A 14,614-nucleotide genomic window follows, 5' to 3' on the forward strand; every position below is an offset into this window, starting at 1 on the left:
ATTGTGCATCTTCTACATATGAATGCCTTCCTCTGCTAATAAAGTCAATAAATAATCAGCTTGATTGTAAGAGCGGCAGCTAAATGAAAACAGCTCGTCCGTTGTTGGGTCGATCAAATTAGGGCCTAAGACATCCGTTCCCCAACCGGCTGCGCCTCCACATTGAGGCTCGCCCCCTCCCTCCCCTCCAACACCCCCACCGTCCGAAACGCCAGTGCCAGCCCCACCACCCCGAACAAAGCCGAACCGATCCCCATCCCGGCCATCGCCCCCTCCGGCCCGGCGAGATGCGCGCCGAGCAGCGCCGTCGGCATGGTCCCGAGCGTCGCCCGGCCCCAGTTGAGGGCGCTGGCTGCCAGCGGAAAGCCGAGGTTGTTGAACGAGGCGTTGCCGAGGAAGAGGAGCCCGTTGAAGAACCAGATCGCCCCGCCGGCGTGGCAGAAGAAGCCGAGGAGGTCGGCGCCGGCGCCCGTGAGCCCGAACAGGGCGGTGAGCGGCGCGCGGGCGATGACGAGCGCGAGCCAGACCGTGCCGACGTAGAATCCGGTCACCAGGGCGGCATCGCGAAGGGTCGCGCGCATCCGGTCGAAGCGGCCGGCACCCCAGTTCTGGCCGAGGATCGGCCCGATCGCGCCGGAGAGGGCGAACAGCCCGCCGAAGGCCACCGGCACCACCCGGTCGACCACCGCGTTGCCGGCCACCGTCGCGGTGCCGAACCCCGCCATGACGTGGGCGAGGAAGGCGCTCGCCACCGGGGGCGCGAGGTTGGTGAGCACGGTCGGCAGCGCGACCCGCAGGATCGGGCCGGCGTCGCCGATGACCGCCGCCAGGGTGGGCGTCGCCACCATCCGGTGGACGCGGACAGCCCCCGAATAGCCCACCCACGCGAAGGCGAGGCGGGCGATCACGATCGTGACCGCCGCGCCCTCGACGCCGAGATTCAGGCCGAAGATCAGCAGCGGATCGAGCACGACCGTGACCGCGGCGCCGGCGAGCGTCACGTTCATGCTGCGGCGCGCATCGCCCACCGCCCGCAGCACGCCGGAGAACCCCATGCCGAGCGCCATCAGGAGGCTCGAGGGCAAGGCGATCCACAGGAAGGTCCGGGCCGTCGGCACGGTCTCGGGGGAAGCGCCGATCAGCGTCAGGAAGGGGTCGAGCAGCGGGATCATGAGCGCCGTCACGAGGCCCGAGGCGACCACCGCCAGCACCAGGGACGAGGCGGCGAGCCGGCGCGCCTCCCCGACATCGCCGCGCCCGAGCGCGCGCGAGACGAGCGCGCCGACCGCGATCATCATCCCGATGTTGATCGAGACCGCGAAGACCTGGACGATGGTGGCAAAGCCCACCGCCGCCGTCAGCACGGGATCGCCGAGCCGCGCGATGTAGAGCAGCGACAGGAGGTCGACGACGAAGATCGCCATCAGGCCGACCGAGCCGGTCGCCGCCATCACCACGACGTGGCGCAGGGTCGAGCCGGTGACGAAGCGGGCGGCCGGGGCGGCGTCGGGGTCGGGAGGGCGCACCTCACCCATCGGCGCCGGCCCGCTCGCGGGCGATGATGTCCTCGGTCTCCGGGTTCAGGCCGTGCGAGGCGTGGAGCGGCGCGGTCAGGGGCTCGGGCTTGATCCGCACCAGGCTGCGCAGGGGGTCGGCCCGGTCGAGGGGCTCGCCGGCCTGCTGGAGCACCAGCCGGGCGAGGTCGCGCTTGCGCACGTCGTCGACCGTGCGGGCCGCCTCGTCGGGCGAGAGGCCGAGCGCCTCCAGGGTGGCGCGGCCGAAGGCGAGGGCCGATTCGAAGGTCTCGCGGATCTGGTAGTCGACGTCGCGGCCCATCGCCTCGATCGCCTGGACCCGGTCGAACACCCGCACGTAGGTGCGCGCGGCCGGGAACTCGGCGTGGACGAGGTCGACGATCTTCAGCGTCGCCTCCGGGTCGTCGATGCAGATGCACACCACCTCCGCCTTGCCGGCGCCCGAGGAGCGCAGCACGTCGAGGCGGGTGCCGTCGCCGTAATAGACCCGGAAGCCGAAGCGGGCGGCGCTGCGGATCTGCTCGACGTCCTTGTCGATCACCGTGACGCTGAGGCCCTGCGCCAGCAGCACCTGGTTGAGGATGTGGCCGAAGCGGCCGAAGCCGATCACCAGCACCCGCGCCTCGGCGCCCTCGATCGCCTCGTGCTCCGGCTCGTGCGGAGCGCTGGCGCGGCGCGACAGCACCCCGTCGAGGACCTTGGCGCCGATCGGCCCGATCAGCATGGTGATGGCGGCGAGCGCGATGGCGAGCCGCCCGGACGGGCCGTCGACGAGGCCGAGCTCCTGGCCGACCGGCAGGAGCACGAAGGCGAACTCGCCCGCCGGGGCCAGAACGGCTGCGCCGCGCAGGGCGTCGAGCCAGGGCGAGCCGAACAGGCGAAAGAGGCCCGCCACCAGCGCGACCTTGATCAGGATCGCCCCGACGGTGGCGGCGGACAGGCCGAGCCAGTTCTGGCCGACGAGGCCGAGGTCGATCGACATGCCGACGCTCATGAAGAACAGGCCGAGCAGCATGCCGCGGAACGGCTCGATATCGGCCTCGAGCTGATGGCGAAAATTCGATTCGGCCAGCAGCAGCCCGGCGAGGAACGCCCCCATCGCCATCGACAGCCCGACCTCCTCCATGATGAGGGCGGTGCCGAGCACCACGAGGAGGGCCGCCGCCGTCATCACCTCGCGCGCGCCGCTCGCCGCGAGCAGGCGGAAGAACGGGTTGAGGCCGTAGCGCCCGACGAGCACGACACCGATCACCGCGGCGACCGCGGTCCCGGCCGATTGCAGCGCCGTGCCGAGCCAGGCCTCGCTGCCCCCGGCCGTGCCGGTCTGGGCGATCAGCGGCAGCAGCGCCAGGATGCCGACGATCGACAGGTCCTGGAACAGCAGCACCGCGAAGGCGCGCTGGCCGTAAGGGGCCGCGAGGTCGCGGCGCTCCTCGAGGAGCTGGAGCGCGACCGCCGTCGCCGAGAGGGCGAGCGCGATGCCGATCACGGTCGCGGCGCCCCCCGACAGGCCGGAGAGGTAGCCGAGGCCGCCGAGCGCCAGGGCGCAGAGCCCGAGCTGAAGCGTGCCGAGGCCGAGGATGTCGCGCCGGAGCGAGATCAGGCGCGAGATCTCGAGTTCGAGCCCGACGATGAACAGGAGCAGCACCACCCCGAGTTCCGAGACGCTGCGGGCGGTCTCCGGCTCGGTGATGAGGGAGAGGCCCGACGGGCCGATGACGACGCCGGCGACGAGGTAGCCGAGCACCGCGCTCTGCCCGAGCAGGCGGAAGATCGGCACGCCGATCACCGCGGCGGACAGGAAGGTCAGGACCGGCGGCAGGAAGCTGGCGTGGTCGGCGGCGGTCGCCATCGCGCGGGATTCTCCCGGGTTCGAGGTCGGCTCAAGTCTCCCCTTACCCCGAACGGGGCCGCGGCGCGAACCCGGGTTTCGGCCCGCCGGCGGGACCTGCGCCGCCCGTCGCGCGGCTGCCGCAGGGGAGGTGTCGCGCGGGAGATCTATTGATCGCCACGATTGCGTGGCACAAGGGAGGTTGACAGGGGCCGCCCCGCCTCGCCACATCCCGGATCATGAGCGCCTCCGTGAACCAGACCGACGCCGGTGCCGCCGCGCCCGCGAAGCCGCCCCTCGAGATCCTCCTCTGCGCGCCGCGCGGCTTCTGCGCCGGCGTGGTGCGGGCCATCGACGTGGTCGAGCGCGCGCTCGCCCTCTACGGCCCGCCCGTCTACGTGCGGCACGAGATCGTGCACAACAAGTACGTGGTCGAGAGCCTGAAGCGCAAAGGCGCGGTCTTCGTCGCCGAGCTCGACGAGGTGCCGGACGGCAAGGCCCCGGTGATCTTCTCCGCCCACGGCGTGGCGAAGACCGTGCCGCAGAACGCGAACTCCCGCGGGCTGACCACCATCGACGCGACCTGCCCGCTGGTGACCAAGGTCCACCGCGAGGCCGAGATCCACCACAAGCGCGGCCGCCACGTGCTGCTCGTCGGCCATTCCGGCCACCCGGAGGTCGTCGGCACCATGGGCCAGCTGCCCAAGGGCTCGATTACCCTGGTCGAGGATATCGAGCAGATCGAGGCCCTGGAGCCCGAGAGCCGCGACAACCTCGCTTGGGTGACCCAGACCACCCTCTCGGTCGACGACACCCACCACATCGTCGAGGCCTTGAAGCACAAGTTCCCGAAGATCGTCGGCCCGCACAAGGACGACATCTGCTACGCCACCACCAACCGCCAGGAAGCGGTGAAGCAGGTCGCCCCGCTCGTCGACGCGCTGATCGTCGTCGGCTCGTCGAACTCCTCGAATTCGCAGCGCCTGCGCGAGGTCGCCGAGCGCGTCGGCTGCCCGATCACCCGGCTCGTCAACCGCGCCGAGGATCTGGACTGGGAGGCCTTCTCCGACATCCGCCGCCTCGGGCTCACCGCCGGCGCCTCGGCCCCCGAGGTGCTGGTGGAGGAGATCATCGACGCTTTCGCGACCCGCTACGAGGTCACCGTCGACACCGTCTCGACGACGACCGAGGACATGGTGTTTCCGCTGCCGCGCGAGCTGCGCAGCGAGGCGGCGGAGTAAAGCCAAGCGCCTATCCGCGGACACCAGCGTATCAGGGTGGTGCACGGTCTCCCTCTCCAGGCGATGCCGGGCTTGCCCGGCATCGCCTGGAGAGGGGATCCCGCGCCCGATTTGAGGCGCCGGCGTTTCATTTCCTTCATCCCTTTTCCAGAGCGAAGCAGAACGGCCGTGGCGGTCTACACCGAGGTTCCGGACGAGGCGCTGGCCGCCTTTCTCGCCGCCTACGAGATCGGCGATCTCCTGTCCTACAAGGGCATCGCCGAGGGGGTGGAGAACACCAACTTCATCCTGCACACCACCACCGGCTCCTACATCCTGACCCTCTACGAGAAGCGGGTGCGGGAGGGCGACCTGCCGTTCTTCCTCGGGCTGATGCAGCACCTGGCCGCCAACGGCCTCGCCTGCCCGCAGCCGATCCGCACCCGTGACGGCGCCACCCTGGGCCGGCTCTGCGGCCGGCCGGCGGTGATCGTGTCGTTCCTGGAGGGCGTCTCAGTGCGCCGGCCCGGCGTCAGGCACTGCCGGGCGCTGGGCGCCGCGCTCGCCGGCCTGCACGCCGCCGGGGCGGATTTCCCGATGCGGCGCCCGAACGCCCTCTCGGTCGCGGGCTGGCGCCCGCTCTTCGAGGCGGCCGAAGCCCAGGCCGACCGCGTCGCACCCGGTCTCGCCGATCGCACCCGCGCGGATCTGGAGCTTCTGGAAAAATCCTGGCCGCAGGACCTGCCCGGCGGCGTCATCCACGCTGATCTCTTCACCGACAACGTGTTCTTCCTCGGCGACGAGGTCTCGGGCCTGATCGACTTCTACTTCGCCTGCACCGATTCCTTCGCCTACGACTTGGCGATCTGCCTCAACGCCTGGTGCTTCGAGGCGGACTACTCGTTCAACCGCACCAAGGGCCAGGCGATGATCGCCGCCTACCAGGCGGTGCGCCCGCTCGAACCGCGAGAAGTGGAAGTCCTGCCGCTGCTCGCCCGCGGCGCGGCGCTCCGCTTCATGCTGACCCGCCTCGTCGACTGGCTCAACGTGCCCCCCGGCGCCCTGGTGAAGCCGAAGGACCCGCTCGAATACGACCGCAAGCTGGCGTTCCACCGCAAGGTCGCGGCGGCGGAAGAGTATGGGTGGAGCGCGGTGGGGCGGTGAGCAACCGGTCCCGCAACGGCGTTGAGGCGGCAGGTGGTCGGTCGGAACTTGGCTGCGTGACGTGGTCGGGGTGACCTACGACGCGATGATGGATGATCCGGGCCGCGGACGATCCACCGACGAGGTGCGGGCCGGCCTCCGTGGATGCCATGCCGCCCGGTTGATCGCTTTCCCGATCATCCTATCCTCAACCTCATCCTGAGGTGCTGCGCAGCAGCCTCGAAGGAGGGCTCCAGAAACCACGGCGATTGCTGGATACCTCCTTCGAGGCTGCTTGCAGTCGCACCTCAGGATGAGGTGCTTGATATGGATAACCGGTCATCTTTCGCGAGGCGCCGCTCGTGAATGCCTTCGTCTATATCCTGCGCTGTTCCGACGACAGCTACGACGTTGGATCAGCGCGCGGAACTAGCCTCGACAAACGCATCAGCGAGCATCAAACCAGCATTTACCCCGGCTACACACGCCAACGCCGGCCCGTGACCCTCGTCTATGCCGAACTCTTTGAGCGTATCGCGGATGCGGTTGCTATGGAGAGGCGCATCAAGGGGTGGAGCAGGGCAAAGAAGGAAGCATTGATCCAGCGCGACTGGGACCGGCTCCAGTTCCTGGCCAAGCGCCAGAGCGTGCAGGATGAGGAGCGCGAGCGCGACAGCAGCGCTTGATGAGTGTCTTCAGAGCCTGTCAGCTTTCGGCGATTCCGCCCGCGACCTCATCCTGAGGTGCCGGAGCGAAGCGAAGGCCTCGAAGGAGGCCTCCAGGGATCTCGGAGACTTCTGGAGGCCTCCTTCGAGGCTCGCTTTGCTCGCACCTCAGGATGAGGGCGCGGGCGGGATAGAGGGGGCTTCGAAAGCATCGTAGCTCTCAAGACCAGCCTTCGCAGCGTCCGATGCCGCGATCCGCCGCCCTCGAATCCGCATCGATCCCTTACAACCGCGCCAGCAACTCCGTCTTCTTCGCGGCGAACTCGGCCTCGGTGAGCACCCCCCGGCGGTGCAACTCCGACAGGCGCTCGATCAGGCCGAACACGTCCCCGCTCGGCGCGCCGGCCGGCTGGGACGGGGGCGTCGGCGTGGATGTCTCCGGCGCGAGTGCCGGCGCGGCCTGCGGGGCGGGGCCCGCATCCGGGCCGGGCTCGCCCACCACCGGTAATTCGTCGAGCCGCACCGGGCCGTGCTGGCTGGTGAAGCTCAGGGAATGGGACGAGCCCTGCTGCTGCGAGACGCCGCCGATCCGGTGGTCGCCGGTGTCGTAGAGCGTCACCCGGCCGCCGCTCTCGATGGCCAGCCGCCGGGATTCCGGGAAGAAGGCGTAGCGGGCGTCGTTCTGCGAGCCGGAGGTGGCCGGCTGGCCCAGACCCTCGGGCCACCAGGACCCGCCGAAGCCCTGGCCTGAGAAGCCCTGCCCCGAGAAGCCTTGTCCAGAGAAACCCTGGGACTGGAAGCTCCCGCTCTCCGCCGGCATCGCCGTCGCGAGCGGCGCCAGATCCTCGCAGAGCGCGATCACCCGCGCCTTGAGGCCGGCATTGAACATGTCGCCGATCATCGTCATCCCGCCGGCGGACCACTGGCCCATGCCGCCAAGATCGGGATGGTTGAACTGCGCCATCCGGCCGTGGCCGCGGGCGAGCGCATCGAGGAGGTGGCGGGCGGCGTCTAGGCCGACGCCGTGGCGGGCGGCGATCGCGTCGAGGTCGGGCATCGGTCAGGTCGCTCCGGAGCAGCGCCCGGGCTTAGCGCACTCCCTGCCCGAGGGGAACGGCCGGGGAGAACCCCGCCGGCGCAATCCTCGCCTCAGCCGAGCCCCGGCAGCCCTCTGCACTTGCGCGGCAGGGGCGGGATCGTCGGCGAGAGGTGCCAAGCGCCGGGATCGCTCCGCATGTCGCTCTCCCGCAGGGCGTCGATCCGGGCGATCTTGCCGAGGAGTTCCGCCGCCACAGCCTCCGGCTCCGGCAGCGCGAAGGTGACGGTGAAGCCGTCGCCGGCGTGGCTGCTGGTCCCGACGGGGTAGTAGTAATGCGCCTCAGTGCCCGTGATGAGGTCGATCAGCCGGTAGGTCGCGCTCAGCTTGAGCCGGTCGGCGATGGCGATGACCCGCCGGCCCGGGGGCGCGAAGAGGAGGGTGTGGAAGGCCGAGCCGTTGGCCCCCAGGATCACCCGGTGGCGGGCGAACAGGCGCACCTGCTCGGGGAAGGTCAGGAGCTCGGGGTAGACGATCCGCACGCCCTCGCGCTCCAGCACCGCCGTCACCGCCGCCTCGTTGGAGAAGCGGCGCACGCCGCCGGTCAGGCGCGCCTTCGAGAGGTAGACCGGCTGCGGATCGGCATCGACCTCCTCGGGCGCGTAGTAGCCGCGTCCGATCTCCCGGCACAGCTCGGCCAGGACCGGGAAGGCGTAGTCGTCCTGTTGCAGCGCGGCCTGGGGCACGAGCAGGGTCGGGATCCGAACCGGCCGGCCGAAGGTGGTGAGGTCCATGACGCTCAAGCCCAGCCGGCCGAGGATCTCCGGGATGAACGGGGTGGCGCTCCAGTCGGCGTCGGGCCCCGGCCCGTGGCAGAGCAGGGTCGGGCGCAAGGTCCCGCCGTCGAAGCCGAGGAGCGGCCAGAACCGCGCCAGCGTGTTGATGACGAAGTGGCCGTAATGCGGGTGGATCGCCCCGACATAGAGGTAGGTCCCCTCCGGCGCCGTGTCGGTCACCGGGCCCTGCTCCTCGGGCCACTCGGTGGTCTGCCAGGTCGGGGTGCGCTCGCCGCTGTGGTGGTCGAGGGATTCCGGCACCATCCGGCCGGCGGCGTCGAAGATCACCGGGATCTTGTCGAGCCGGGGCACCCGCATGAGGTAGTGGGCGTCCTCGACCAGGCGCAGGGCCGGCCGGCCCTGGCGCACCTCGGCACGGCCGTAGAACGCTTCGCTCCGTTGCAGGATCATGCCGAACTTGAATTCCCGTCGCGCGGGCCGTCAGGCCTGCGCCGCCGCCGGGCTCGCATCGCCCGGCACCTCGATCACTGCCCTTAAGCCGCCGAGGGTGGCCGCGTCGAGGCGAAGCCGCCCGCGATAGAGCGCGGCGAGGTCGGAGACGATGGAGAGGCCGAGCCCCGAGCCGGGCTTGGTCTCGTCGAGGCGCCGGCCGCGCTCCAGCACGGCGGCTCTCGCCTCCGGCGGCAGGCCGGGCCCGTCATCCTCCACCGTGACGATGAGGTGCGGGTACTCGCCCTGGCCGATCACCTCGGCGCGGATCGAGACGCGCGAGTGCGCCCACTTGGCGGCATTGTCGACGAGGTTGCCGATCATCTCCTCGAAATCCTGGCGCTCGCCGCGAAAGCGCAGGCCCGGGGTGACGCTGGTGTCGAAGGTCAGGTCCTTGTCGTAGAAGATCTTGCCGAAGGTGCGCACGAGCGCCGCCACCACCGGCTCGACGTCGGTGAAGGTGCCGAGCGCACCGGCGAGCGCCGCGGCCCGCGCCCGGTCGAGGTGGTAGTTCACCTGGTCGCGCATCACCGCGGCCTGCTCGCGCACCTTCACGGCGAGCTCGCTGCCGGCATCCCCCGCCGAGGCCTCGTTGACGATGATGCTCAAGGGGGTCTTCAGCGCATGCGCCAGGTTGCCGACCTGGGTGCGGGCCCGCTCGAGGATCTCGCGGTTGGTCTCGAGCAGGAGGTTCACCTCGCCGGCGAGCGGCGCGATGTCGCGCGGGTACTGGCCCGAGATGCGGTCGGCCTCGCCGCGGCGGATGGCGCCGAGCGCCGCCCGCAGCTTGATGAGGGGGGCGAGGCCGAAGCGGATCTGCAGCAGGGTGGTGAGGCCGAGCGAGAGGCCGAGCAGCGCGAAGGTCGTGGTGAGCGCGAAGGTGAAGCGCCGCATGTCGGCGGCGATCTCGTCGGAGGGTCCGGCGACCCGCACGACGTAGCGGCCCTCCTCGCCGAGATCGACGGTGCGCTCGATGATGCGCAGCGGGCGGTCGTCCTGCGCCTTGCCGTAGCCCTTGCGCAACTGCCCGGCGCCGGCCTCGCCGACGGCGTTGTCGGGCGGCTGGAGCGGCACGCCGACGAGCGAGCGCGAGGTGCGCAGGTCCCTCGGCCGAGCGTTCGGCCGGCCGACCTGCCAGTACCAGCCCGACAGCGGCAGGTCGAAGCGCGGGTCGCCGAGCGCCCCGAAGCTGCGCGCCTCGGAATCGGAAGGCGAGACGAGATTGGTGGCGAGATCGTTGGCGTAGACGAGGAGCCGGCTGTCGAAGGCCCGCTCGGTGGTCTCGCGGTAGAGGGTCGAGAGGATCAGCCCGGCGATCAGCAGGATGAGCGCGCTCGCGATCAGCGCCGAGACGGCGAGGCGCACCGCGATCGAGCGCTTGCGCCACGGCCGCCAGCCGAGCCACCAGAATCGTCCTGATGCGCGCGGGGAAGCGGGGGCGACGCCGCCGGCGAGGCCGGTCTCCGCCGGCGAGGCCTCGGCCGCGGCCCGGCCGGGGGCGGTCACGGCTGCTTTCCGCCGGCGCCCGCGTCGATCAGGTAGCCGAGGCCGCGCACGGTCTGGATCAGGTCGACCGCGAGCTTCTTGCGCAGGCGCCCGACGAAGACCTCGATGGTGTTCGAGTCGCGGTCGAAATCCTGGTCGTAGAGGTGCTCGGTCAATTCGGCCCGGGACACGACCCGGCCGGTATGGTGCATCAGGTAGGAGAGCAGCCGGTACTCGTGCGAGGTGAGCTTGACCGGACTGCCGTCGACGAAGACGCGGCCCGACCGGGTGTCGAGGACGACCGGGCCGACGCTGATCTGGCTCGTGGCGTGGCCGGCGGTGCGGCGCAGGAGCGCGCGCACCCGGGCCAGCAGCTCCTCCATGTGGAAGGGCTTCGTGACGTAGTCGTCGGCGCCGGCGTCGAAGCCGTTGACCTTGTCGCTCCAGCGGTCGCGGGCGGTCAGGATGATGACCGGCGTCTTCACCTGCGCCCGGCGCCAGCCCGACAGGACCGAGACGCCGTCGGCCTTCGGCAGGCCCATGTCGAGGATGATGCAGTCGTAGGGCTCGGTCTCGCCGAGGAAGGCGCCCTCCTCGCCGTCGAACGCCTTGTCGACGGCGTAGCCCGCCTCTTCCAGGGCGCTCACGACCTGGCGGTTGAGATCCCGGTCATCCTCGACCACGAGCAGACGCACGACCCGAATCCCTCAGTTCAGAATGAACCCGCGTGTCACCACTGGCCGGACACTTGTCCCGACCGGGCATCCACCATCACGTGCACGAACTGGCCGTCCTTGCGCAAGGCCGTCAGCATGTAGACCAGCACCTCGTCCCGCCGGCAGAGATTGGCCCGCACGATGTCGGCCCGCGGCACGGCCGCCCGCGCCGCGCGGATCGCCGCCACCGGCTCGACGACGCGCTTCTCCGCCACCGCCTCGCGCAGGTCGCCGGAGGAGAGGCAGGTCTGGTGCGTCTCCACCGCCTTCAGCGGCTGGGCCGGCACGGCGCCGGTGGCGGTCTCGTCCCGCTCCTCCGCGGCCGCGAGCCAGCCCGAGGCGCCGGCGAGGCCGACGAGGGCGGGGACCAGGAGGAGAGCGAGGTTGCGCATGCCGGGGACCATCGTCGCCGGGCACTGAATGCACCCTGAATGCGAAGGTGCCGGGATCCGGCCCGCCGGACCGGTCACGTTCTCGTGTGCGGCCGAGGTTCCGGCAGCGGTCGCGGTGTGGCCCGGGCGCCGTGGGCGGACCGATCCGGCGGCTCGGCCGTTATGGTTAAGGCCGCGCTAACCCCGCCGGCCGACCCTGCCGGCCGCCAGCCAGGGAGTTGCCATGCGCCCCACCGCGTTCCCGTTCCTCGCCCTCGCGTGGTGCCTCGCCGGCGCGGCTCACGCGCAGGACGCGTCGCTTGAGCCCGCGGCTGCGGTAGCGGAGTCGGGAGGCGCGCCCCTGCTGCTGCGCATCCGCCCGCGCGACGAGGCGCCGGAGGGGGGCTCCGGCGACGATGCGGCCGCCCGCGAGGCTGAGGCCGCGCGCGAGGTGGCGCTCGCCCGCGCCGTCGCCGCCCGCGAGGCGTTCGAGGCGCGGATCACCGCCCGGGCCAACCGGGCGATCGCCTCGGTCTGCACCGGGTGCCTGGGGCCGGTGCCGCCGTCGGTGGCCTTGGCGCCGACGGCCGCCTCGGCCGCGCCTGTGTGGCCGGTTCCGGCCTCGGTCGCGATGACGGAGCCGTGACCGGGAAGGTCCCGGTCCGTCCCCGGTTGGACAGGGCGGGGCGGTCCTTCGCCTCGGTCGCCCGGAAGCAGGGAGAATCGACGAGCATGGTCGCCGACATCGAACTCGTCCTCTTCGACCTCGACAACGTCCTGTACCACTACGACCGGCGCCGGCGCGTCGAGCACCTGTCCGGGATCAGCGGCGTTCCTGCCGACGAGATCGAAGCCGCGGTCTGGGACAGCGGTCTGGAGTTCCAGGGAGATCGCGGAGCCCTCGCGCCACAGGCCTATCTTCGGGCCTTCGGCGAGCGGATCGGGTACCCGATCAATCTGATGGAGTGGCTCGATGCGCGTCGTGCGTCCGTCGCGCCGAACGGCCCGATGCTCGCGCTGGTCGAGCGACTGCGAGCCTCGAAGGCCGTGGCGGTCCTGACGAACAACTCGGAACTGCTGACCGAGCACATCGACGTCGTCTGTCCGGAGCTCAGGCCCTTGTTCGGGGACCGGATCTACGCGTCGGCGTCGTTTCACGCGGCAAAGCCCGACATCATCTGCTACCACCGCTGTCTCGCCGGTCTCGCGGTGAAGCCGTCGGCCGTGCTCTTCATCGACGACCTCCCCGAGAACGTCGCGGGAGCGCGGGCGGCGGGGCTCCAGGCTCATCATTTCACGTCCGTCGACGGGCTTCGCCGGGACCTCGCGGCGCTGGGCCTGGACGCGTAGGGCCCCGGCCCGACCAGGGCGTCCGACCGGGCGGCAGACGTCGATCGCCTCACCGCGGGCCGAGCCGCCTTGCCGCCCGCTTGAGGGTGTCGTTCATCCGGGTCTGCCAGCCGTCGCCCGTCGCCTTGAACGCCTCGACCACGTCTCGATCCAGGCGGATCGTGACCGGCACCTTCGTGACGTCGGCCTTGGGCCGGCCGCGCGGGCGCGTCAGGGCGGCGTAGAGCGCGGGCGGCAGCACCTCGGCGGCAGGGCGCATCCGGGCGAATCGCTCCGCCGTGATCTCCGGGTTGTCGGAATCCTGCGCGATCCCGGCCTGGATCTCCGCCTCCTCGGCGTCGGTGAGGGGTGGCAGGCTCGCCTTACGTTTCGTCATAGCGGCTCCTCTCGCTTCGGCTGGCCCGTCGCAGGCTGATGGCGGCGATGGCCTCGCTGCCGACGGGGGCAAAGACCAACGACACGAGTTGCCCGTCGAGGAAGCCGACGGCGAGGAAGCGCGGCCGGCCATCCGGTGCCGGCTTGCCTGCCTCGACCAGGGCGCCCGCCCACTCGAACCGGTCGCGGGCATCGGCGAAGTCCATCCGGTGCTTGCGGATGTTGCTCGCGCGCTTCGGTGCGTCCCAGACCATCAGCATCGTTTAATCGTACATACGAAAAATCGCAGCGGCAAGAATTCCCGTGCGTACCAAGACTTCCCGTGCGTACAGGAATGACGGGTGGCCTGCGCGCTCAGGCGGCATCGGGTGCGCGGGAGAGCGGGCTCTTCCGTGCACCGGTCCCTTACCGTGACCTGCGCATCCCTGGCGACAGGAGCGATGTCCGCTCGGTTCGGCGCACCGGCAGGATCTGACAAAAGCCTGGCCGCCGAGGCGAGTCGTGATAAGCCCCGGGGCGAGCCAGGAGCGGGCCATGAGCAGCAGGCCATGAGCGAGGCGGAACCACGTGCATCGGCACCCATGGTCGGCCTCGCAGCCGTCATCCTGGCGGCCACCCTCGACGACCCGCGCGTGCTGACCGTGCCGGTGGCGGGCCAGCCCGCGGGCCGGGGCGAGGGCCTGCCGGCCGGTCCCCTGGAGCCGGCGCACCCGACCCTGGAGCGGGGCCTGCGGGCCTGGGTCGAGCGCCAGACCGGCCAGAGCCTCGGCTACGTCGAGCAGCTCTACACCTTCGGCGACCGCAACCGCCGGCCTGGAGGCGAAGGACTGGAGCCCGATGACGGCCGGCACGCCCTCTCGGTCGCCTATCTCGCCCTGGTGCGCGAGGCGCGGCCCGCCGAGGATTCGGCCTGGCAGAGCTGGTACCGCTACTTCCCCTACGAGGACCGCCGCTCCGGCCGGCCGGCCGCCCTCGATGCGATCATCACGCGGCTCGACGCCTGGGCCGCGGCCGCTCCCGATCCCGAGGAGCGCCGCCGCCGCGGCGACCGGATCGGCCTGACCTTCGGGGCGGCCGGGAGCGGCTGGAACGAGGAGCGGGTGCTCGAGCGCTACGAACTCCTGTTCGAGGCCGGCCTCGTGCCGGAGGCGGGAGCGTCCGACGTTCTCGCCGGCCAGCCGATGGCCTTCGACCACCGCCGCATGCTCGCCACCGCCCTCGGGCGCCTGCGCGGCAAGATCAAGTACCGGCCCGTCGTGTTCGAGCTGATGCCGCCGGCCTTCACCCTCGGCCAGCTCCAGCGCGTGGTCGAGGCCCTGTCGGGCACCCTGCTGCACAAGCAGAATTTCCGCCGCCTCGTCGCCCAGCAGGGCCTCGTCGAGGAGACCGAGGCCGTCACTGCCGAGACCGGGGGGCGGCCCGCCCGGCTGATGCGCTTTCGCCGCGAGGTGCTGCTGGAGCGGCCCGCCCCCGGCCTGCGGCTGCCGTCGTCGAGCCGGACGGGCTGACGGCATCGCGGCGATCCGCGTCGTCCTGCCGCACTTATGCTCAGATCAGACATATCTGGACAGGCTAGGAGTCGAGGACTAGCCTAGCCGGGT

The 14,614-nt window shown here is 71.0% G+C and carries 15 protein-coding genes; 6 read left to right on the forward strand and 9 right to left on the reverse strand.

The annotated features are described in order from the left end of the window. Nucleotides 1-125: 125 nt before the first annotated feature. Together ACS5PV_RS14635 and ACS5PV_RS14640 are read right to left on the reverse strand one after the other, a co-directional pair. Nucleotides 126-1,535 (reverse strand): MATE family efflux transporter, encoded by a 1,410-nt coding sequence (locus ACS5PV_RS14635; protein ID WP_455396055.1) that lies wholly within the window; start codon nucleotides 1,533-1,535, stop codon nucleotides 126-128. Then, nucleotides 1,528-3,387, reverse strand: coding sequence for a monovalent cation:proton antiporter-2 (CPA2) family protein (locus ACS5PV_RS14640; protein ID WP_455396056.1), 1,860 nt, complete (start codon nucleotides 3,385-3,387; stop codon nucleotides 1,528-1,530). Before ACS5PV_RS14640 ends, ACS5PV_RS14635 begins: the two co-directional genes overlap by 8 nt. A 218-nt stretch (nucleotides 3,388-3,605) precedes the next feature. Between ACS5PV_RS14640 and ispH the strand changes: the two genes are divergently transcribed. The 3 genes from ispH to ACS5PV_RS14655 all read left to right on the forward strand — a co-directional run bounded on the left by ispH (nucleotide 3,606) and on the right by ACS5PV_RS14655 (nucleotide 6,415). Continuing rightward, complete coding sequence (gene ispH, locus ACS5PV_RS14645) at nucleotides 3,606-4,607, forward strand: 4-hydroxy-3-methylbut-2-enyl diphosphate reductase (RefSeq protein WP_455396057.1); 1,002 nt, start codon at nucleotides 3,606-3,608, stop codon at nucleotides 4,605-4,607. A gap of 168 nt (nucleotides 4,608-4,775) precedes the next feature. Beyond that, on the forward strand, nucleotides 4,776-5,750 hold the full coding sequence (locus ACS5PV_RS14650; RefSeq protein ID WP_455396058.1) for a homoserine kinase: 975 nt from the start codon (nucleotides 4,776-4,778) through the stop codon (nucleotides 5,748-5,750). Nucleotides 5,751-6,091: 341 nt separating this feature from the next. After that, the gene (locus ACS5PV_RS14655; RefSeq protein WP_455396059.1) at nucleotides 6,092-6,415 is read left to right on the forward strand and encodes a GIY-YIG nuclease family protein; all 324 of its coding nucleotides are present in this window, start codon (nucleotides 6,092-6,094) and stop codon (nucleotides 6,413-6,415) included. Nucleotides 6,416-6,677: 262 nt separating this feature from the next. Here ACS5PV_RS14655 and ACS5PV_RS14660 read toward each other — a convergent pair whose 3' ends face one another. The 5 genes from ACS5PV_RS14660 to ACS5PV_RS14680 form a co-directional block, all read right to left on the reverse strand. Further along, entirely contained in the window at nucleotides 6,678-7,451 is a 774-nt protein-coding gene (locus ACS5PV_RS14660) for an SHOCT domain-containing protein (RefSeq protein ID WP_455396060.1), read from the reverse strand. 92 nt (nucleotides 7,452-7,543) lie between these two features. Further along, on the reverse strand, nucleotides 7,544-8,677 hold the full coding sequence (locus ACS5PV_RS14665; protein ID WP_455396061.1) for a glycosyltransferase family 61 protein: 1,134 nt from the start codon (nucleotides 8,675-8,677) through the stop codon (nucleotides 7,544-7,546). Between the two features lie 30 nt (nucleotides 8,678-8,707). Further along, entirely contained in the window at nucleotides 8,708-10,222 is a 1,515-nt protein-coding gene (locus ACS5PV_RS14670; RefSeq protein WP_455396062.1) for a sensor histidine kinase, read from the reverse strand. Further along, entirely contained in the window at nucleotides 10,219-10,896 is a 678-nt protein-coding gene (locus ACS5PV_RS14675; RefSeq protein ID WP_236991814.1) for a response regulator transcription factor, read from the reverse strand. The genes ACS5PV_RS14670 and ACS5PV_RS14675 overlap by 4 nt, the downstream gene beginning before the upstream one ends. 35 nt (nucleotides 10,897-10,931) lie before the next feature. Continuing rightward, nucleotides 10,932-11,309, reverse strand: a complete 378-nt coding sequence (locus ACS5PV_RS14680) for a PepSY domain-containing protein (protein WP_455396063.1) — start codon at nucleotides 11,307-11,309, stop codon at nucleotides 10,932-10,934. 223 nt (nucleotides 11,310-11,532) lie between these two features. Between ACS5PV_RS14680 and ACS5PV_RS14685 the strand changes: the two genes are divergently transcribed. Both ACS5PV_RS14685 and ACS5PV_RS14690 read left to right on the forward strand, forming a co-directional pair. Beyond that, entirely contained in the window at nucleotides 11,533-11,934 is a 402-nt protein-coding gene (locus tag ACS5PV_RS14685; protein WP_455396064.1) for a hypothetical protein, read from the forward strand. A gap of 86 nt (nucleotides 11,935-12,020) precedes the next feature. Next, complete coding sequence (locus ACS5PV_RS14690) at nucleotides 12,021-12,638, forward strand: HAD family hydrolase (protein ID WP_455396065.1); 618 nt, start codon at nucleotides 12,021-12,023, stop codon at nucleotides 12,636-12,638. Nucleotides 12,639-12,687: 49 nt separating this feature from the next. Here the strand turns inward: ACS5PV_RS14690 and ACS5PV_RS14695 are convergent, their stop codons facing one another. After that, nucleotides 12,688-13,014, reverse strand: coding sequence for a BrnA antitoxin family protein (locus ACS5PV_RS14695; RefSeq protein WP_455396066.1), 327 nt, complete (start codon nucleotides 13,012-13,014; stop codon nucleotides 12,688-12,690). Next, nucleotides 13,001-13,273, reverse strand: a complete 273-nt coding sequence (locus ACS5PV_RS14700; RefSeq protein ID WP_455396067.1) for a BrnT family toxin — start codon at nucleotides 13,271-13,273, stop codon at nucleotides 13,001-13,003. The genes ACS5PV_RS14695 and ACS5PV_RS14700 overlap by 14 nt, the downstream gene beginning before the upstream one ends. Before the next feature lie 288 nt (nucleotides 13,274-13,561). Here ACS5PV_RS14700 and ACS5PV_RS14705 point away from each other — a divergent pair, with 288 nt between their 5' ends. Further along, complete coding sequence (locus ACS5PV_RS14705; RefSeq protein ID WP_455396068.1) at nucleotides 13,562-14,521, forward strand: NUDIX hydrolase; 960 nt, start codon at nucleotides 13,562-13,564, stop codon at nucleotides 14,519-14,521. Nucleotides 14,522-14,614 lie beyond the last annotated feature (93 nt).

The organism is Methylobacterium sp. Gmos1 (assembly GCF_053764715.1).